Source organism: Mycobacterium sp. NGS63, from assembly GCF_059812295.1.
Window position 1 is genome coordinate 39,196 of the sequence record NZ_JCALCJ010000008.1, and the last position, 19,784, is coordinate 58,979.

Annotated in this window: 17 protein-coding genes; 9 read left to right on the forward strand and 8 right to left on the reverse strand. The window is 71.7% G+C overall.

Translation table 11 applies throughout. The features are described from left to right. Positions 1–80: 80 nt before the first annotated feature. Positions 81–1,211 carry a phytanoyl-CoA dioxygenase family protein gene (locus AC5Y4Z_RS20095; RefSeq protein ID WP_499966433.1) on the reverse strand — a complete coding sequence of 377 codons (1,131 nt, stop codon included), beginning with the start codon at positions 1,209–1,211 and terminating at the stop codon, positions 81–83. A gap of 88 nt (positions 1,212–1,299) precedes the next feature. Between AC5Y4Z_RS20095 and lon the strand changes: the two genes are divergently transcribed. The 5 genes from lon (at position 1,300) to AC5Y4Z_RS20120 (ending at position 6,400) form a co-directional block, all read left to right on the forward strand. Then, on the forward strand, positions 1,300–3,630 hold the full coding sequence (gene lon / locus AC5Y4Z_RS20100; protein ID WP_499966434.1) for an endopeptidase La: 2,331 nt from the start codon (positions 1,300–1,302) through the stop codon (positions 3,628–3,630). Then, positions 3,623–4,018, forward strand: coding sequence for a nitroreductase family deazaflavin-dependent oxidoreductase (locus tag AC5Y4Z_RS20105; RefSeq protein ID WP_499966730.1), 396 nt, complete (start codon positions 3,623–3,625; stop codon positions 4,016–4,018). The genes lon and AC5Y4Z_RS20105 overlap by 8 nt, the downstream gene beginning before the upstream one ends. A gap of 4 nt (positions 4,019–4,022) precedes the next feature. Beyond that, positions 4,023–4,355 (forward strand): TfoX/Sxy family protein, encoded by a 333-nt coding sequence (locus tag AC5Y4Z_RS20110; RefSeq protein WP_499966436.1) that lies wholly within the window; start codon positions 4,023–4,025, stop codon positions 4,353–4,355. An 81-nt stretch (positions 4,356–4,436) separates the two neighbouring features. Beyond that, a complete protein-coding gene (locus AC5Y4Z_RS20115) occupies positions 4,437–5,162 on the forward strand; it encodes a DUF72 domain-containing protein (RefSeq protein ID WP_499966437.1) in 726 nt (241 codons plus the stop codon). A 5-nt stretch (positions 5,163–5,167) separates the two neighbouring features. Beyond that, positions 5,168–6,400 carry an NAD(P)/FAD-dependent oxidoreductase gene (locus tag AC5Y4Z_RS20120; RefSeq protein WP_499966732.1) on the forward strand — a complete coding sequence of 411 codons (1,233 nt, stop codon included), beginning with the start codon at positions 5,168–5,170 and terminating at the stop codon, positions 6,398–6,400. Here AC5Y4Z_RS20120 and AC5Y4Z_RS20125 read toward each other — a convergent pair. Both AC5Y4Z_RS20125 and AC5Y4Z_RS20130 read right to left on the reverse strand, forming a co-directional pair. Further along, complete coding sequence (locus AC5Y4Z_RS20125; RefSeq protein ID WP_499966439.1) at positions 6,389–8,503, reverse strand: NAD(P)H-binding protein; 2,115 nt, start codon at positions 8,501–8,503, stop codon at positions 6,389–6,391. The two genes, AC5Y4Z_RS20120 and AC5Y4Z_RS20125, sit on opposite strands and share 12 nt — an antisense overlap. Before the next feature lie 109 nt (positions 8,504–8,612). After that, positions 8,613–10,097, reverse strand: coding sequence for an acetyl-CoA acetyltransferase (locus tag AC5Y4Z_RS20130; RefSeq protein WP_499966440.1), 1,485 nt, complete (start codon positions 10,095–10,097; stop codon positions 8,613–8,615). Positions 10,098–10,222: 125 nt separating this feature from the next. Between AC5Y4Z_RS20130 and AC5Y4Z_RS20135 the strand changes: the two genes are divergently transcribed. From AC5Y4Z_RS20135 to AC5Y4Z_RS20150, 4 genes are all read left to right on the forward strand, one after another. After that, the gene (locus AC5Y4Z_RS20135) at positions 10,223–11,125 is read left to right on the forward strand and encodes an undecaprenyl-diphosphate phosphatase (protein ID WP_499966441.1); all 903 of its coding nucleotides are present in this window, start codon (positions 10,223–10,225) and stop codon (positions 11,123–11,125) included. 33 nt (positions 11,126–11,158) lie between these two features. Beyond that, positions 11,159–12,004: an SDR family oxidoreductase gene (locus AC5Y4Z_RS20140; RefSeq protein WP_499966443.1), complete on the forward strand. Its 846-nt coding sequence runs from the start codon at positions 11,159–11,161 to the stop codon at positions 12,002–12,004. A 30-nt stretch (positions 12,005–12,034) separates the two neighbouring features. Continuing rightward, the gene (locus AC5Y4Z_RS20145; RefSeq protein ID WP_499966445.1) at positions 12,035–14,410 is read left to right on the forward strand and encodes a phosphoketolase family protein; all 2,376 of its coding nucleotides are present in this window, start codon (positions 12,035–12,037) and stop codon (positions 14,408–14,410) included. A 103-nt stretch (positions 14,411–14,513) separates the two neighbouring features. Continuing rightward, positions 14,514–15,251, forward strand: a complete 738-nt coding sequence (locus AC5Y4Z_RS20150) for a CPBP family intramembrane glutamic endopeptidase (protein WP_499966447.1) — start codon at positions 14,514–14,516, stop codon at positions 15,249–15,251. Positions 15,252–15,254: 3 nt separating this feature from the next. Here the strand turns inward: AC5Y4Z_RS20150 and AC5Y4Z_RS20155 are convergent, their stop codons facing one another. The 5 genes from AC5Y4Z_RS20155 to AC5Y4Z_RS20175 form a co-directional block, all read right to left on the reverse strand. Then, positions 15,255–16,280 carry a zinc-binding alcohol dehydrogenase family protein gene (locus tag AC5Y4Z_RS20155; RefSeq protein ID WP_499966449.1) on the reverse strand — a complete coding sequence of 342 codons (1,026 nt, stop codon included), beginning with the start codon at positions 16,278–16,280 and terminating at the stop codon, positions 15,255–15,257. Between the two features lie 18 nt (positions 16,281–16,298). Beyond that, positions 16,299–16,607 carry a GlsB/YeaQ/YmgE family stress response membrane protein gene (locus AC5Y4Z_RS20160; RefSeq protein ID WP_499966451.1) on the reverse strand — a complete coding sequence of 103 codons (309 nt, stop codon included), beginning with the start codon at positions 16,605–16,607 and terminating at the stop codon, positions 16,299–16,301. Positions 16,608–16,805: 198 nt separating this feature from the next. Next, entirely contained in the window at positions 16,806–17,813 is a 1,008-nt protein-coding gene (locus AC5Y4Z_RS20165; protein WP_499966452.1) for an alanine and proline-rich secreted protein Apa, read from the reverse strand. Positions 17,814–17,910: 97 nt separating this feature from the next. Continuing rightward, a complete protein-coding gene (locus AC5Y4Z_RS20170; protein ID WP_499966454.1) occupies positions 17,911–18,996 on the reverse strand; it encodes a sulfate/molybdate ABC transporter ATP-binding protein in 1,086 nt (361 codons plus the stop codon). Continuing rightward, the gene (locus tag AC5Y4Z_RS20175) at positions 18,993–19,784 is read right to left on the reverse strand and encodes an ABC transporter permease (RefSeq protein WP_499966455.1); all 792 of its coding nucleotides are present in this window, start codon (positions 19,782–19,784) and stop codon (positions 18,993–18,995) included. Before AC5Y4Z_RS20175 ends, AC5Y4Z_RS20170 begins: the two co-directional genes overlap by 4 nt.

Below are 19,784 nucleotides of genomic sequence, written 5' to 3' on the forward strand. Positions count from 1 at the left end.
CCACGAGCCTGCGCAGGCCGAAGTCGACGGCGCGGTCCGCGACATGACACCACCATGCACTTGCATTGCGTATGGGGGCGCTACTGCAGGCGCGCGACCTGTTCGGTGCGGTCGCGCACCAGGTCGTTGTAGGCCTGGCCGGGACCGATGTGTTGCCACAGCTGCGGCGGGTAGTGCGTGACGTACATGGTGCGGCGGCCGCCGGTGCCCGTCGGCTGCGGGGAGGCGTGCATCAGGTCCTGGATGTGCACGGTGACGTCGCCGGGCGCGGTGTCGATGCTGACCACCGGCACGCCCTGCAGCCGCTGTTCCCAGCGGTAATGGATGGCCTGGCCGTGGCTGCCGGGCACCACCAGCAGGTTGCCGGTCGAGGCGTCCGAGCCGGTGAGCTGGATGCCGACGCTGACCGCGGGGCACATGATCGCGTGCCCGCCCATCCCGCAGTCCTGATGCCACGGGATGTTGGACAGCCCGCTGGTGTTGCCCGGCACCTTGAGCAGCACCGCGGCGCCCTCCATCCGGTCGGGCGCCGGGCGCAGCGCGGGGTCGAGCAGGGCGCCGAGGCGGCGCACCCGGGGGTCGTCCTCCAGCGCGGCCAGGACCGGTGAGCGCAGGGTCGCGTAAACCAGGCGGCACAGCTGGTTACCGCCGTCCTCGGCGGTGACCCACCAGGACCGGTCGTCACCCGGGTTGGCTTGTGCCGCAAGGCGATCGACGTCGCGGTTGGCGCGTTCCATCTCGTCGGCGCCGAAGACGGCCTTGACGTGCAGGTAGCCCATCGTCCGCAGCTGCGCGGCCAGTTCGGCGTCGTCGGCGTCGAGGGTGAACGCCGCGCGCGGGTCGCGCCCGTGCAGGTCGGCCCGGGCCGGGTCGTACGGCGGGACGCCGGCGTGCAGGTATCTGAGGATGGGGTCCCAGTCGGCCAGCTGGTCGAACCCGCCACGCTGGAAGTCGAGGTCGCCGCTGAGCAGCAGGTTGATCACCGTGCGGACCTGGCCGACCATGTCGTCCCAGGCCCGTCGGGACAGCCGCACGACGGTGTCTCCCCCGTCCCGGCCGCCGTCGACGCGAATCGTCGGCCCGTCGACGGAATAGGTGCGTGCGTCGTCGTCGACCAGGAAGGTGACCGCGCCGGTTTTTGCGAGGTCTTTCGCCGCGGATTCCAGGATGTCCGGGTCGAGGGATCGCAGGTCGGGCCGTGACAGCGGCATGGAGTGATTATGACCGCGCGGTCGCCGTTCGGGAACAAACCCGCGCCGGGCTGGGTTAAGCGCATCAGACTCAACTTTTGGAGGATTGATGGCTGAAGCCAACTCAGTGCCGGTGCTGTTCACCGGCACGATCGTGTTGCCCGGGATGGTGGTGCCGATCGCGCTGGACCAGAGCTCTCAGGCCGCACGCGCGGCGATCGACGCCGCGCAGGCCAGCGACTCCGGGCAGCTGCTGATCGCGCCCCGGCTGGACGACCGCTACCCCACCCACGGCGTGATCGCGAAGATCCTGCAGGTCGGGCGGATCGCCGGTGGTGGCACGGCCGCCGTCGTGCGCGGCGAGCGCCGGGCGACGATCGGGGCGGGGGCCTCCGGCCCCGGCGCGGCGCTGTGGGTCGAGGTGACCGAGGCGCCCGAGACCGAGGCCACCGACGAGGTCAAGGCGCTGGCCGCGGAGTACAAGAAGCTGCTGCTGGCCATGCTGCAACGGCGCGAGGCCTGGCAGATCGTCGACTACGTCAACAGCCTCACCGACCCGTCGGCGCTGGCGGACACGTCCGGGTACGCGTCGTATCTGACCGACGTGCAGAAGCGCCAGCTGCTGGAAACCGTGGACGTGGGTGAGCGGCTGCGGGTGCTGATCGAGTGGACCGGCGGGCATCTGGCCGAGGTCGAGGTCAACGACAAGATCGCCGAGGACGTCCGCGAGGGCATGGAGAAGACGCAGAAGGAGTTCCTGCTGCGCCAGCAGCTCGCCGCGATCCGCAAGGAGCTGGGCGAGGGTGAGCCCGACGGATCCGACGACTACCGCGCGCGGGTCGAAGACGCCGACCTGCCCGAGAAGGTGCGCGAGGCCGCGCTGCGCGAGGTCGGCAAGCTGGAACGCTCCAGCGACCAGAGCCCGGAAAGCGGCTGGATCCGCACCTGGCTGGACACCGTGCTCGACCTGCCGTGGAAGGCCCGGACCGAGGACTCGACGGACCTGACGGCGGCGCGGGACATCCTGGACGCCGACCACCACGGGCTGGACGACGTCAAGGACCGCATCGTCGAATATTTGGCCGTGCGGAGCCGCCGCGCGCAGCGCGGGCTGCAGGTCGTCGGCGGCCGGGGCTCCGGGGCGGTGATGGTGCTGGCCGGGCCGCCCGGCGTCGGCAAGACGTCGCTGGGCGAGAGCGTGGCCCGGGCGCTGGGCCGCAAGTTCGTGCGCGTCGCCCTGGGCGGGGTGCGTGACGAGGCCGAGATCCGCGGGCACCGGCGCACCTACGTCGGCGCGCTGCCGGGCCGGATCGTGCGCGCGATCGGTGAGGCGGGTTCGATGAATCCCGTTGTGCTGCTTGACGAAATCGACAAGGTCGGTTCCGACTATCGCGGCGACCCTTCGGCCGCCTTGCTCGAGGTGCTCGACCCCGCGCAGAACCACACGTTCCGCGACCACTACCTGGACCTGGATCTGGACCTGTCCGATGTGGTGTTTTTGGCCACCGCCAACGTGATCGAGAACATCCCGTCGGCCCTGCTGGACCGCATGGAGCTGGTGACCATCGACGGGTACACCGAGGACGACAAGGTCGCGATCGCGCGCGACTACCTGCTGCCCCGGCAGCGGGAGCGGGCGGCGCTGAACGACGAAGAGGTCACCGTCACCGACGCCGCGCTGCGCAAGATCGCCGCCGACTACACCCGCGAGCCGGGGGTGCGGCAGTTCGAGCGGCTGCTGGCCAAGGCGCTGCGCAAGGTGGCGACGCAGCTGGCCGACGAACCGGTGAGCCCGATAGTTCTAGACGAGCCGGATCTTGTTGGCTACCTGGGCCGCCCGCGGTTCACGCCCGAGTCGGCCGAACGCACCGCGGTGCCCGGCGTGGCCACGGGCCTGGCCGTCACCGGCCTGGGCGGCGACGTGCTCTACATCGAGGCCGGGTCCACCGGCGGCGAGGCCGGCTTGCAGCTGACCGGTCAGCTGGGTGACGTGATGAAGGAGTCGGCGCAGATCGCGCTGTCCTACGTGCGCAGCCACGCCACCGAGCTGGGGATCGACCCGGCGGCGCTGGACCGGCGCATCCACGTGCACGTGCCCGCGGGCGCGGTGCCCAAGGACGGCCCGTCGGCCGGCGTGACGATGGTGACCGCCTTGGTCTCGATGGCCACCGGGCGTCAGGTCCGCTCCGACGTCGGGATGACCGGCGAGGTCACGCTGAACGGCCGGGTGCTGCCGATCGGCGGCGTCAAGCAGAAGCTGCTGGCCGCCCAACGCGCCGGGCTGTCAACGGTTTTCATCCCGGCCCGCAACGAGCCGGACCTCGACGACGTGCCCGCCGAGGTGCTCGCCGCGCTGGACGTGAAGCCGATGACCGACGTCGCCGAGATCGTCTCGCAGGCGCTGGAGCCGGTGGGTACCGCGGCCACGGCGGCTGCGTAACAATAGGGCGGTGACTCTCAAACGGCGAGTGGTGCACCGCGTGCAACGGATGGTGGCCAACCCGGTGGGCCGGCAGTTGCCGGTGACCATGCTCGAAACCATCGGCCGCAAGAGCGGCAAGCCGCGGCTGACGGCGGTGGGCGGAAGCGTGATCGACGGCGCGTTCTGGATGGTCTCCGAACACGGCGATCATTCCGACTACGTCTACAACATCAAGGCCAATCCCAGGGTGCGGGTGCGCGTCCGCGGCCAGTGGCGCAACGGCACCGCCCACCTGCTGCCCGACGACGACGCGCGGCAGCGGCTGCGCAGCCTGCCCCGGCTCAACAGCGCGGCGGTGCGGACGATGGGCAGCGACCTGCTCACCATCCGGGTGGATCTGGACTGAGCGCGTGGCCTACGACGAGGACCTGGCCAACCGGATCCGCGAGCTACTGTCCGCCGAGCGCGGCGTCGAGGAAAAGCGCATGTTCGGCGGGCTGGCCTTCTTGATCAACGGCAACATGTCCGTGGCCGCCAGCGGCCAGGGCGGGCTGCTGGTGCGGGTACCGCCCGACGACACCGACAAGCTGGTGCAGCGTGCCCACGTCAGCCCGATGGTGATGGCCGGCCGGGAGGCCCGCGGCTGGCTGCGGGTCGACGCCGTCGGCGTGAAAACCAAACGCCAGCTGCAGGGCTGGGTCGCCCGCGGCACCGGCTACGCCCGCAGCCTGCCCCCCAAGTGACGCCCGGTTAGGCCGAACGCGTCGCGGGTACGTGGTGCGGTATGGACGAGCCGCGCCGGCGGGTGGCCGGATGATCCGGCGGTGACGATCCGGATCGGCACGTCCGGCTGGTCCTACAACCATTGGGCCGACGTCCTGTACCCTCCCGGCCTGCCGTCGGCGCGGCGGCTGGCGCGCTACGTCGAGGTGTTCGACACCGTCGAGCTGAACGCGAGTTTCTATCGGTGGCCCAAGGATTCGACGTTCGCCGGCTGGCGTGAGCAGCTGCCCGCGGGGTTCAAGATGTCGGTCAAGGCCCACCGCGGGCTGACCCACTACCGGCGGCTGTCCTCGCCCGAGCCGTGGATCGAGCGGTTCGAGCGCTGTTGGCGGCTGCTGGGCGACCGTCGGGGCGTGCTGCTGGTGCAGCTGCACCCCGAGCAACAGCGCGATGACGAGCGCCTGGACGCGTTTTTGCGCATGGTGCCCGAGTCGATCCGGGTGGCCGTCGAGCTGCGGCACCCGTCCTGGAACGACCCCGCCGTCTACGAGCTGCTGGAACGCCGCCGCGCCGCTTACGTGGTGATGAGCGGCGCGGAGTTGGCGTGCGTGCCCCGCGCCACCACCGATCTGGTGTACGTCCGCATGCACGGCCCCGAGCCGGCTTCGATGTACACCGGCTCCTACACCGCGGCCGACCTGCGCTGGTGGGCCGAGCGGATCAAACAGTGGGACGACGAGGGCCGCGACGTGTGGATGTACTTCAACAACGACTTGGGTGGGCACGCGGTCCGCAACGCGCTGACCTTGCGGGAACTCCTGGGCTAAGTAGGCTGGCCAGTATGGCTACATTCGTCATCGTCGGCGGCGGACTTGCCGGGGCCAAGGCCGCAGAAGCATTGCGCAGCAACGGGTTTGACGGCGAGACCGTCCTGTTCGCCGCCGAGGACCATCTTCCCTACGAGCGCCCCCCGCTGTCCAAAGAGTTTCTGGCCGGCAAGAAGTCGCTCGCCGACTTCACGGTGCAGGACGCCGACTGGTATCGCGAGCGGGCCGTCGACCTGAGGCTCGGGGCGCCGGTGTCGTCCGTGGACGCGCGGGGACACACCGTCGGGCTTCCCGACGGCACCACGGTCGGCTACGACAAGTTGCTGCTGGCGACGGGTTCTTCCGCGCGGCGCCCCCCGATACCCGGATCCGACGCCGGCGGGGTCCACTACCTGCGGACCTATGACGACGCCGCGGCCCTGAATTCCGTTCTCACCGAAGGGTCTTCGCTGGCCATCGTAGGCGCGGGCTGGATCGGCCTGGAGGTGGCCGCCGGGGCCCGCCAGCGCGGCGTCGACGTGACCGTCGTCGAGACGGCGGCCCAGCCGCTGCAGGCCGCGTTGGGCGAAACCGTCGGCGAGGTGTTCGCCAACCTGCACCGCGAGCACGGGGTCGATTTGCGGCTGCAGGCGCAGGTCGAGGAGATCACCACCGAGGCCGGCCGCGCCACCGGGCTGCGGATGCGCGACGGCTCGACGGTCACCGCCGACGCCGTGCTGGTGGCCGTCGGCGCCCAACCCAACGTCGAACTCGCGGAGGGGGCCGGGCTGGCCATGGGGGACGGCGGCGTGCTGGTCGACGCGTCGTTGCGCACCAGCGACCCGGACATCTACGCCGTCGGCGACATCGCCGCCGCCGAGCACCCGCTGTTCGCCACCCGCATCCGCACCGAGCACTGGGCCAACGCGCTCAAGCAGCCCGCGGTCGCGGCCGCCGGGATGCTCGGCAGCCCAGGCGAATACGCCGAGCTGCCCTACTTCTTCACCGACCAATACGACCTCGGGATGGAGTACGCGGGACACGCGCCGAGCTTCGAGCGGGTGGTGTTCCGCGGCGACGTGCCCGGCCGGGAATTCGTCGCGTTCTGGCTCGACGGCGACGACCGGGTGCTGGCCGGGATGAATGTCAACATCTGGGACGTGCTCGACGACGTCAAGGCGCTGATCCGGGCGAAGGCCCCGGTGGACGTCGACCGGCTGACGGACCCGCAGTCGCCGCTGGGCGAGCTACTGGGCTGACGGCTCGACCGGGGTCCAGCTTCCGTCGATGACATCGGGCGGCCGCTGGACCTGCAGCCGCTCCCGCTCGGCGCGGCGGCGCTTGATCCGTAGCCGGGCGTCGGCGGGCATGGTCACCAGCTCGTCACAGGTCAGGTAGTAGACGTCGTCGACGGCGTCGACCAGGTCGGCCGCGACGCGGCGAGACCCCAACTCGCGCAACGTCATCCGCAGCTGGTGGGTGAACCGCATGGTGGTGTCGTGCGCGAGCTCGCGCGAGCCGCGGGTGTTGGCCGCGATGCGCCCGGCCAGCGTCGGCGGCGGGGCCGGCTCTTCGGGCGCGGCACCGGCGGCCGCCACGTTGGCCGCGGCCACCAGCAACATCACCGGGTCGTCGCCGAACACCGCGCTGGCCAGCTCGGCCTCCCCCGGCCCGCGGTGCCCGATCCGGGCGACGGCGGCGTCGAGCGCGGCGGCGGTGTCCGGGGACAGCGCGCGGACGCTGCCGACGTTGCCCTCGGCGGCCAGCGCGCCCAACGGCGGATCGGCGCGCAAGGCGGCCGCCAGCCCGGCGGTCTCGGCCGCGATGCGGGTGCTCTCCATGAGCATGCCCAGCCCGGACACCCGGGACGCCGCGCGGGTGTGCTCCAGCGCGGCCGTGGTGACGCCGGAGTCGACCAGCCACAGCGCCGTGAGGATCCAGCCCTGGTGGATGCGGTCGCGCAGCAGCGGCAGCCGGACCTCCAGCGCCGCGTCCGGCAGCTCGGCCAGTAGCGCGGCGTCCAGGCACTCCGCGTCGGCAGCCGCGCTGTAGGCGCGCGTGTCGGGCTTGAGGCGGCGCATCAGGGTCAGCGACCGGGCCGCGACGACCGCCTTGGCCATCGACCCCAGCGCGCCCTCGGCCAGCTTGGGCTCGCCGAACGGCAGGACGTCGCCCACCTGCGGCTGGTCCACCAGGGCGTGGCGGGCGACGGCGTCCTGGTCCCAGCCGGGCAGCTGGGTGGCGGCGACGACGTTGGCCGACACCCCGACGTAGGCGCGATGGCCGAACACCGCGATGGCCCGGCTGGCCCACTCCTCGTCGACCACGCCGCCGAGCGCGAGGACGCGGCCCAGCATGCGGCTGGCGGTGCGCAGCCCGCTCAGCTGGACGTCGAGGGTCATCGGGGTCAGCGGCCCGGGCAGCGCCTCGGCCAGCCGGGTCGCGCTGAAGACCGGAAACCTCGGGTCGATCCGGTCGTCGAACTCCCCCTCCATGCCGTCGGGGGCCGCGCTGTGCACGTCGCCGGACGGCCGGGGCCGCGGCAGGACCTCGACGGGAAGCGCCAGCCGGCGGTCGTGGGCGACGGCGCCCTCGGGGGCCAGCCGTCGCCCGACGAGCCCGCGCGCGGTGTCGGCGACCGCCTCGAGCGCATGCCAGCCGAATTCGAATCCCCAATCCTCTTGCGCCGCAGCGATATCCATGTCCGGAACCAACCGCGGCCAGCTGCGGACCCGCCGCAGCGCCGCGCGCGGGTCGACGGCTCGCAGCAGCCGCCACGCGGTGACGACGTTGGTGGTGTCGGGGGTGGCGAGGTCCACCACGCCGGTGCGGTCGGTGTTCAGCGACAACACCAGGAAGCGCACCAGGTCGTCGACGTGCAGGACGCGAATCGGCCGGGTGGACACCTTGGTGCGCAGCAGGGTGGCCACGGTGCGGCAGACCATCCAGTCGAGCTGGCGCCCTACCGGCGGCGCGATCCGCACGACCAGGTTCGGCGCCCAGCTGCCCGACACCAGTTCCTCGGCCGGCCGATACAGCTCGGCCCGCCCGGCGGCCTGGGACACGAACAGCAGCCGCGCGCCCGCGCGGGCGGCCGCGTGGGTCACGTGGGCGAGGCCGTCGACGTCGGCGCTGCCGGGGGCGGCGGCGTCGATGGGCGCCAGGTGGATCACCGCGTCGGCGTCGTCGGCCAGGTCTTGCAGGACGGGGTGGCTCACCGGCGCGCAAACAAATTCGACGGCGGGATCCAGGTAGGGGTGCGGGCGCCCAGCAATCCCGGTGACCGTGTGCCCGGCCGCGACCAGCTGGCGTGCGACCAGCCTCCCGACCGCGCCGGTGGCGTCGGTAACCAGGATCCGCACCCAGGCTCACCTCCCCGAACGTCCCAACCGACAATAGGCACGTCGCCGTCACTTACGCGACCGTTACCGGCGTACTGGCCTCCTGGCCTGTGCTGATCCGCCCGGCCGGTTACTGCAACACTGCGGTGCCGTCGGCGCTGACGGCAACCTTGGCGCCCCCGATATCTTCCCGCACCGTCGCCGCGGCGGCGGCCGGGTCGGTGACGGCGGCCAATGCGCGCGACCCGTCGGGGGTGCGCACCGCCAGGAAGGCCTTCTCGGGTTCACCCTCGCGGTCGAACGGCGTCGTCCACGCCTCGACGATCCCGACGCCTTCCCATTCGACCATGGCGTCGCGGGTGGGCTCGCGGTCCACCGCCGGTTGCGCGTCCTCCCAGCGGAATTCGGCCGGCGGCTCGGTGCTGTACACGCCGAAGCTGTGCTTGGTCAAAAAGCCGCCGTTGGCGGTGACGAGGCCGCGGCGGCCGGGGTTGGCCACCAGCAGCCCGGCCATGGTGGCGATCGAATGCATCACGTAGTTGCTCCACGGGCCGCCCGCGAACGTCAGCCCGCCGGTGACGGTCAGCGGGCGGGCCGGGTCGTCGGCGCTGAGCCCGAGTTCGGCCGCCGCGACCTGAACGGCCGACGGGAAGCAGGAGTACAGGTCGACGTAATCGAGGTCGTCGATGCCCAGCCCGGCCAGCTGCAGCGCCCGCGCGCCGGCGATCCGGATGGCCGCCGAGCTGTGCAACTCGTCGCGCTCGGCGATCGACGCGGTGTCGTGCGCGTCGGTGCCCGCGTGCGGGAAGACCCATCGCTCGGTGGGGATCCGCAGGCGCTTCGCCTGCTCGACGGACGTCAGGACCAGCGCGGCGCCCTGGTCGACCATGTTGTTGGAGTTCATCAACTTGGTGTAGGGCCAGCTGATCATCCGGTTCTGCGGTCCGGGCCGCGAAATCTCCTCGGCGCTAATGGGTTTGCGGATCCAGGCGTTGGGGTTGTCGACCGCGACGGCGTTGAACCGCGCCCACAGTTCGCCGATGCGCGCGATGTGGTCCTCGGTCGACTCGCCGTTGGCGATGCGCAGCGCCTGCTCGAACAGCGGGTAGACGTAGGCGGGCCGGTCGAGGCGGATCCTGATCTCGGCGTCGCCGGCCATCTCGACGTCGTCGCCGCTGACCTCGGCCATCGGGACTGACTCGTCCTGCGCGGTCCACTCCAGCCGGCCGCCCTTGGCCCTCAGCCCCCGGCGGGTGCGCCAGGTCTCGGCGCCGGCCAGCAGCACGACGCCGGCGCGGCCGGCCTGGATGTCCAGGCAGGCCTGGTTGAGCAGCGATTGCGGCACGTTGCCGCCGACGGGGCTGTACAGGGTGGTGAAGTTGGTCGCGCCGAGCCGCTCACCCAGCAGCAGGCCGGGGTCGCGGTACTGGGCCGAGAGGATGTTGACCACGCGGACGGAGTCCACGGCCTCGATCACCCGGGCATCGGCGGCCTGCCGGGCCGCGGCGACCATCAGGTCGACAGGTTCGACGGAGCGCGCCGCCGGGTCGATCTCGTCGTGGTGGTTGACCTGGCCGTGGCCGATCAGCACCGGTGTCCTGGGGTCGACGGGCATAGACCGAACCTATCGGACGCCGACAGTGCGGCTGGCCGCACAGTCGGGCGCGAGCGTGCGCCCAGCCGCACATTCGCTGCGATAGGGTCGCAGGCCGCGAAACCATCCAGGGAGGACTGCATTCGATGAGCGCCCACTTGAGCTACGTCGAGGCCGTCGTCGTCGGCGCGTTTCAGGGCGTCACCGAGCTGTTTCCGGTCTCCAGCCTGGGGCACGCGGTGCTGGTGCCGGCGCTCGTCGGCGGGCGGTGGGCGCGCGACCTGAACGTCTCCACGCCCGACTCGCCGTACCTGGCGTTCATCGTCGGCCTGCACGTGGCGACGGCCGCCGCGCTGCTGGTGTTCTTCTGGCGGGACTGGCTGCGCATCGTGGCCGGCTTCTTCACCTCGCTGCGGCACCGGCGCATCCAGACGCCCGACGAGCGGCTGGCCTGGCTGATCGTGGTGGCCACCATTCCGGTGGGGCTGGCCGGGCTGGCCCTCGAGCACGCTTTCCGGACCACGCTGGGCAGACCCGTTCCGGCGGCGGCGTTCCTGTTGGCGAACGGAATCGCCCTCTACGTCGGGGAGGTGCTGCGCCGCCGCGTCTCGCCGACCGGCGACGAGGAGCACGCGGACCACACCGGCGAGGCGATCGACAACCGGCTGGCCGAGCTGCCGATGCGGCGCGGGCTGCTGATCGGCGCCTCCCAGATCCTGGCGCTGTTCCCCGGCATCAGCCGCTCCGGCATCGCGATCGTGGCCGGGCTGTGGCGCGGCCTGTCACACGAGGACGCCGCCCGCTTCTCCTTCCTGCTGGCCACGCCGATCATCCTGGCCGCCGGGGTGTACAAGATCCCGGACCTGTTCGGGCCGCGCGCCGCGGGCATCCAGGGCCAGGTGCTGGCCGGCAGCGTCGCCTCGTTCGTCTGCGCCTACCTGGCGGTGCGGTTCCTCACCCGGTATTTCCAGACCCGCACCCTGACGCCGTTCGCGGTCTACTGCGCGCTGGCCGGCGGCGCCAGCCTGGTCTGGCTCGTCGCGCACTAGACGTTGGGTGGCGCCGAGTGCTGTGCTTGCCGCATGGCAGACACTGCACTGGGCGTGAAGATCCGCGACAAAGTCATCGTGATCACCGGCGGCGCACGGGGAATCGGCCTCGCCACCGCGACCGCGCTGCACAACCTGGGCGCCAAGGTCGCGATCGGCGACATCGACGAGGTGCGCGTCAAGGAGTCGGGCGCCGCGCTGGGCCTCGACGTCTACGGGAAACTCGACGTCACCGACCCGCATTCGTTCGCCGACTTCCTCGACGAGGTCGAGCGCCAACTCGGGCCGATCGACGTGCTCATCAACAACGCCGGCATCATGCCCGTCGGCCGCATCGTCGACGAGCCCGACGCGGTCACCCGTCGCATCCTGGACATCAACGTCTACGGCGTGATCCTGGGCAGCAAGCTGGCGGCGCAGCGCATGGTCCCCCGCGGGTCCGGCCACGTCATCAACGTCGCCTCGCTGGCCGGCGAGCTCTACGCCGTCGGGCTGGCCACCTACTGCGCCAGCAAGCACGCCGTGGTGGCATTCACCGACTCGGCGCGGCTGGAGTACCGCAAGGCCGGCGTGACGTTCTCGATGGTGTCGCCGACATTCGTCAACACCGAGCTCACCGCGGGCACCCACGGGGTCAAGGGCTTCAAGAACGCCGAACCGTCCGACATCGCCGACGCGATCGTCAAGCTCGTCGCCCATCCCAAGCCCAGGGTGCGGGTGACGCGCGCGGCCGGCGCGATGGTCGCGGCGCAGAAGTTCTGGCCCCGCCGCGTGGCCGAGGGCTTCAACCGCCTCCTCGGCGGCGAACACGTCTTCACCGACGACGTCGACGTCGAAAAGCGCCGGGCCTATGAGGCCCGCGCCCGCGGCGAGGAGTAGGGAGACCCAGAGACGGGAACAAGCGGTGGCGTGACCCCCCAAACTCTTTCCGACGACGAACTTGCCGGCATCGACAAATATTGGCGCGCCGCCAATTACCTGTCGGTCGGCCAGATCTACCTGCTCGACAACCCGCTGCTGGCCGAGCCGCTGTCACCCGAGCATGTCAAACCCCGGCTGTTGGGGCACTGGGGCACCACGCCCGGGCTCAACCTCATCTACGCGCACCTGAACCGCATCATCCGCAACCGCGACGCCGACGTCATCTACGTCACCGGCCCCGGCCACGGGGGCCCCGGGCTGGTCGCCAACGCCTACCTCGAGGGCACCTACAGCGAGGTGTACACCGGCATCGAGGAGGACACCGAGGGGCTGCGAAAGCTGTTCCGGCAGTTCTCCTTTCCCGGCGGCATCCCCAGCCACGTCGCCGCCCAGACGCCGGGCTCCATCCACGAGGGCGGCGAGCTGGGTTACGCGCTGGTGCACGCCTACGGTGCGGCGTTCGACAACCCGGAACTGGTGGTGGCCTGCGTGATCGGCGACGGGGAGGCTGAGACCGGGCCGCTGGCCGCCGGCTGGCACTCCAACAAGTTCCTCAACCCCGTCACCGACGGCGCGGTCCTGCCGATCCTGCAGCTCAACGGCTACAAGATCGCCAACCCGACCGTGCTGGCCCGCATCCCCCACCCCGAGCTGGAATCGCTGCTGCGCGGCTACGGCTACCGGCCCATCACGGTCGCCGGGGACGACCCGGCCGACGTGCACCGCCAGCTGGCCGCCGCGCTCGACGACGCCTTCGACGACATCGCGGCCATCCAAAGCGCCGCGCGCTCCGGCAAGCAGGGCGAGCGGCCCGTCTGGCCGATGATCGTGCTGCGCACCCCCAAGGGCTGGACCGGCCCGAAGGTGGTCGACGGTAAGAAGGTGGAGGGCACCTGGCGAGCGCATCAGGTCCCGCTCGCCGAGACCCACGACAACCCCGAACACCGCGCGCAGCTCGACCAGTGGCTGCGCAGCTACTCACCCGAGGAGCTGTTCGACGCCGACGGCGCGCTGCGCCCCGAGCTGCGGGCGCTGGCGCCGACGGGTGACCGCCGGATGAGCGCCAACCCGCACGCCAACGGCGGGCTGCTGCTGCACGACCTCGACCTGCCGGATTTCCGCGACTACGCCGTGCCGGTGTCGCGGCCGGGCGCGGAAACCCACGAGGCGACGCGGATCCTGGGGGCCTTCCTGCGGGACGTGATCGCCCGCAACGGCGACCGGTTCCGGCTGATGGGTCCCGACGAGACCGCCTCCAACCGGCTCGACGCGGTCTACGGGGCGACGGACAAGGTGTGGTTGTCGGAGCTGCAGCCCGACGACGAGAACCTTGCCCCCGACGGCCGCGTCATGGAGGTGCTCTCCGAGCACCTGTGTCAGGGCTGGCTGGAGGGCTATCTGCTGACCGGCCGCCACGGCCTGTTCAACTGCTACGAGGCGTTCGTCCACATCGTCGACTCGATGCTCAACCAACATGCGAAATGGCTTGCCACCAGCCGCGAATTGCCGTGGCGGCGGCCGATCGCGTCGCTGAACTACCTGCTGACCTCGCACGTGTGGCGCCAGGACCACAACGGCGCGTCGCACCAGGACCCCGGCTTCATCGACCTGGTCGCCAACAAGCGGGCCGAGCTGACCCGGGTGTACCTGCCGCCCGACGGCAACACGCTGCTGTCGGTCGCGGACCACTGCCTGCGCAGCCGCGACTACATCAACGTCGTCGTCGCCGGCAAGCAGCCCGCGCTGGCCTACCTGGACATGGATGAGGCGATCGCCCACTGCACGCGAGGGCTGGGTATTTGGCAGTGGGCCAGCACCGCTCGATCTTTAGCCGCCGAACCGGACGTGGTGCTGGCCTGCGCGGGTGACATCCCGACGCTGGAGACGTTGGCCGCCGCCGACATCCTGCGCCGCGAGCTGCCCGACCTGGCCGTCCGGGTCATCAACATCGTCGACCTGATGCGGCTGCAGCCGGACTCCGAACACCCACATGGGTTGCCCGACAAGGAATTCGACGCGCTGTTCGGCATCGACACGCCGGTGATCTTCGCCTACCACGGCTACCCGTGGCTGATCCACCGGCTCACCTATCGGCGCACCAACCACAGCCACATGCACGTGCGCGGGTTCAAAGAGCGAGGCACCACTACCACGCCGTTCGACATGGTGATGCTCAACGACCTCGACCGGTTCCATCTGGTGATGGACGTCATCGACCGGGTCGACGGGCTGGGCAACCGCGCCGCGATGCTGCGCCAGCGCATGGTCGACGCCCGCCTGGCCGCGCGGATGTACACCCGCGAGCACGGCGAGGACGACCCCGCGATCTCCGGTTGGACGTGGGGGTCCGAGACGCCGATGTAACCGCGAGCGTGCGCGGAATGACAGCCTTGACGGCGTGTCGGTGTACAGACGCGCACGCTCGGCGGGAAAACGGGTGCCGCCGCGGCGCCGGTAAACTGGCCGGATGCCCGACGCGACGCTTGCCGACACGCCGGCGCTGCATCGGTTCCGCGTCCACCTCGACATCGCCGTGGTCGTCGTGGTGCTGGTGTTGACGAACCTGATCGCGCACTTCACCACGCCGTGGGCGAGCATCGCCACCGTCCCGGCCGCGGCCGTCGGCCTGGCGATCCTGATGCGCGCCCGCGGCCTGGACTGGACCGATCTCGGCCTGGGCCGCCAACACTGGCGCTCCGGGGTGGGCTATGCGCTGGCCGCCGTGGCGGCGGTGGCGTCGGTCATAGGGATCGGCATCGCGCTGCCGGCGACGCGGCCGATGTTCCTGAACAACCACTACGCCACGATCTCCGGCGCGCTGATCGCCTCGATGGTGATCATCCCGCTGCAGACCGTGATCCCCGAGGAGCTGGCGTTTCGCGGCGTGCTGCACGGCGCGCTGAACCGGGCCTGGGGGTTTCGCGGGGTGGCGCTGGCCGGGTCGCTGCTGTTCGGCCTGTGGCACGTCGCCACGTCACTGGGGCTGACCAGCAGCAACGTCGGGTTCACCCGGCTGTTCGGCGGCGGGTTCGCCGGGATGCTGGCCGGGGTGACGCTGGCGGTGCTGGCCACCGGGGCGGCCGGGTTCGTCTTCAGCTGGCTGCGCCGGCGCAGCGGCAGCCTGATCGCCCCGATCGCGCTGCACTGGTCGCTGAACGGGCTGGGCGCCCTGGCCGCCGCGTTCGTCTGGCACCTGTCGACCTGAGCCTCAGACGAGCAGCACCGCGGCCCCGGCGATGCGCCCGGCCGCGAGATCGGTCAGCGCCTCGTCGGCCCGGTCGAGCGGGTATTGCGGCGTGGTCACCTCGATGCGGTGCTCGCCGGCGAAGTCGAGGAAGGCCCGCGCGTCGGCCCGGGTGTTCGACGTGACCGACCGGACCTGGCGCTCCTGGAACAGGTGGCGCTGGTAGTTCAGGGTCGGGATGTCCGACAGGTGGATGCCCGCGATCGCCAGGGTGCCGCCGCGGTCCAGCGCCTCCAGCGCTGGCAGCACCAGCTCGCCGACGGGCGCGAACAGGATCGCGGCGTCCAACGGAACCGGCGGCGGCTCCGCGGCGCCCTGGGCCGACGCGGCGCCGAGACTCAGCGCCAGCTGCTGCGCCTCGGCCCCGCGGGTCATCACGTGCACCTCGGCGCCCTGGGCGAGCGCGACCTGCGCGGTGATGTGGGCGCTGCCGCCGAACCCGTACAGCCCCAGCCGCCCGCCCGGAGGCAGCTCGGCGCGCAGCAGCGAGCGGTACCCGATGATGCCGGCGCAGAGCAGCGGCGCCAGCTCGCTGTCGCTGTAGCCGCCGGGCAGGTGGTGCGCGAAACCCGCTGGGACGGTGGCGAATTCGGCGTAGCCGCCGTCGGCGTCCCAGCCCGTGTAGCGCGAGTCCGGGCACAGGTTCTCGTTGCCGCGGCGGCAGTACGTGCACACCCCGCAGGTGTGGCGCAGCCAGGCGATGCCCACCCGGTCGCCCGGCTTGAACTCGCCCCCGGCGTCGGCCCCGACTTCGAGGACCTCCCCCACCACCTCGTGGCCGGGCGTCACGCCCTCGCGGTGCACGGGCAGCTCGCCCTCGGTGACGTGCAGGTCGGTGCGGCACACCCCGCACGCTTTGACGGCGACCAGCAACTCCGACGGGCCGGGCCGCGGCACCTCGGCATCCACTTGCTCGAGGGGGCGGGTGCGCATCGGTCCGGGCCGGCGCACCCGCCACGCGCGCATCGTCGTGGTCGCCGCCCGGGCCATCACTCCATCATGCCGCTATCAGGTGCGGTTGCCCCCGCGCACCATGCCGACGATCCACAGCAGGATCAGGGCACCGAATAGCGCGGTCAGGAAGGTGAAGAAGTAGCCGCCACTGGCGGTGTCGACGAAGAAGCTCAGGATGAAGCCGCCGATCAACGCGCCGACGATGCCGATCACGATGTCCATCAGGATGCCGGCGCCGCTGCCCCGGATGATCTTGCTGGCGAGCGCCCCCGCCAGACCGCCGATGATGATGTAGCCGATCCAGCCGACGCTCGTCAACGTGCTCGATCGCGCCAGGAATTCGGTTGCTGCCATGACGTCCATAGGGGTCTCCTTGCAATCGCTGGCAAAGCCCAGCTGGGACGCTGGGCTCCCTGGGAGTACCCAATTTCTGCTCAAAAAACATGTGCCGAATTGCGCCGTCGGCGCCGAGCCCCGACCGCCACGACAGTGCGACTACCGACACTCGCTCTCGGGCGATGCCTCGCTAGTTGCACTCTCGCGGATGAACGGCGCCCGCCGCTACGCCGGCAAGGTCTGCTGCGGCGCTTGCGTCGGCGTGGGAGTGACTTCGCCCGCGGGCGCCTGGCCCGGGGCCGGAGCGGACGCCGGAGCGCCAGGAGCGGGTGCAGGAGCAGGCGCGCCGGGAGCCGGTGCAGGAGCAGGCGCGCCGGGAGCGGGCGCCGGAGCGCCGGGAGCGGGCGGCGGCGCGCCAGGGGCCAGCGGCGCCGCGGGAGGCGTCCAGGGCTGGATCGACTCGGCCAGCGCCTTGGCCGCACCCCGGTCCACCGGGTCGTTCGAGGTCCCCAGCCACACCACGAACCAGCGCTGCGCGGGCCCGTTGCCGGCCGCCGGCGAACCGACCACACCCGTCCAGATCTGGCCGGTCGGCTTGGCCGGATCGCTGAACTTCACCTCGTAATACGACGAGTTGCCGGTGATCCCATTGGCACCCGTCAGCGGGCCTGCGTCTTGATTCATCCGGGTGCCGGGATAGGGCATGAAGAACTCACCCATGTCCGAGCCCAGCCGGACGGCGGCCTTGGAGTTGGTGGCTTCGGCGCTGGCGTAGAGCTTTTGGTCCAGCCGGCCCATCACGATGCGGGTGTCGTTGGCGACCGGCGGCGCCTGCCCCGGCATCGGCGGCGGGCCGGTGATCTTGCTGAGCAACTCCGAGCCGTAGTCGAGGTGGGTCGCGTCCGACTCCACCCAGCCCGGCGGCAGCACGAAGCTGAAACCGCCGGCGGCATTGCCGATCCGGCCCGCGTTCGGGTCGACGGGCGGGGGCGCGTTGGGGTCGGCCGGGGGCGGCGGCGCGGCGTTGGGGTCGCCCGGCTGGCCCTGCGGGGCTCCCGGCGCGCCGGGAGCGGGCGCCGCCGTGTTCGACGGCGGCGGGGGCGCGGGTTCCGGATCGGCGTACGACGTCGCCGGCAAGGCGATGGCGACGGCGCTGGCGCCGGTCACCGTGGCGATCGCCAGCGTCGCCCAGAGTCCTTTGCGCGGGGTCGAGTTCGCGTCCACCTGCTCCATGGCGACGAACCTACCGTGTTGCGGCTGTGACGCAAGGATGCCTTGCTGCGGTTCGACCAATGTTGCCGATGTGCAATCTTCCTCGTGTCGGAGCAGGTCATCCCGGCGCCGGGTACAGCGTCACCTCGTGCGCTTTGACGGAGAACCACACGCGCTGTCCGGGCGCCAGTCGCAACTCGGCGGCGGCGTCGGCGGTGATCTCCGCGGCCAGCCCGGGCGCGCCGTCGGGCTGCTCGGAGGTCCGCACCAGGACCGCCGACCCGCGGGCGTCGAGCTCGGCCACCGTCACCTCGACGGTGTTGCGGGGGCTGCCGTGCGGCTGGTCCCGGTACACGGCCACCGCCGTGGGTGGGAACACCGCGACCGCGCGGGCGCCGGCGACGGGCCGGTCACCGGCGGCATGCCAGTGCGCGCCGGAGCGGGCGTGCAGCGAGCCGTCGGCGCCGAGCGTGCCGTTGACCAGGTTGACCCCCGCGATGCGGGCGCCGAAATGGCTGCGCGGGGCGGTGAGCACGTCGGCCACCGGCCCGGCCTCGGCGACGCGCCCCGATTCGAGCACCAGGACCCGGTCGGCCAGGGTGAACACGTCGAGCAGGTCGTGGGTGATCAGGACGACCGCGCGGCCGGTGCGGGTGACCACGTCGCGCAGCACCGCCCGGATGCCCGCGGCGGCGGCGACGTCGAGCCCGGCCAGCGGCTCGTCGAGCAGCAACACGTCGGGTTCGGCCGCCAGGGCGCGGGCGATCGCGACCCGCTGGGCCTGGCCGCCGGACAGCTGCCGCGGCTTGCGGTCGGCGAATTGCTCGGCGCCCACCTCGCGCAGCCAGCGCAGCGCCGCCGCCTTGTGGGCGGCGCGGGCTCGCAGCGGCCGCCGGCTGTGCGGCCCGAAGGCCACGTTGGCGGCGACGCTCAGGTGCGGGAACAGCAGCGGGTCCTGCAGCAGCAGCCCCACCCGGCGGTCGTGCGTCGCCACGTTCACCCCCGCCGCGGTGTCGGTCAGCACCCGGTCCCCCAACCGCACCACCCCCTCGTCGGGGTGGACCAGGCCGGCGATGACGTGCAGCGCGGTCGACTTACCCGCGCCGTTGGGCCCGAGGACCGCGAGCACCTCGCCCGCCGACACCGAGAACTCCACGTCCAGGCGGCGTTCGGCGACGACGGCGCGCAGCCGCAACTCGGTCATGGCGCGGTTCCGGTCAGCCGGCGCGCGCCCAGCCCCAGCACGACGAGCGCGGCCACCGCCACCAGGAGGATCGACAGCGCGACGGCCGCGTTCGCGTCGGTCACCCGCTGCAGATAGATCTCCAGCGGCAGAGTCCGGGTGACACCCTGCCGCGAGCCGGCGAACGTCAGCGTCGCGCCGAACTCCCCCAGCGACCGGGCGAACGCCAGCACCGCCCCCGACGCCATGCCCGGCGCCAGCAGCGGCAGGGTCACCCGCCACCAGATCGTGCTCGGGCGCGCCCCCAGCGTCGCCGCCACCACCTCGTAGTCGGCGCCCGCGGTGCGGGCGGCGCCTTCCAGCGAGATCACCAGGAACGGCAGCGACACGAAGGTCTGCGCCAGCACCACCGCGGTCGTGCTGAACGCGATGCTGAGCCCGGCGGCCTCCAGGTAATGCCCGATCAACCCCAGCCGGCCGAACGCGTAGAGCAGCGCGATGCCCCCGACCACCGGCGGCAGCACCAACGGCAGCAGGATCAGCGGCCGCAGCAGCCGCACGACGCGGGCCGTGCTGCGGGCCAGCACCAACGCCATCGGCACCCCGAACAGCACGCACAGCGCGGTGCTGGCCGCGGCGGTCCGCAGGCTCAGCAGCAGCGCGGTGCGCGACGAGGCGCTGGTGATCAGCGACCAGAAGTTCGGCCAGTCGACCTTGACCGCGATCGCCAGCAGCGGCAGCGCCACGAAGACGATCCCCACCGCGGCGGGGATGTAGACCCAGCGGGGAAGGTTCGTGGTCCCGTGCAC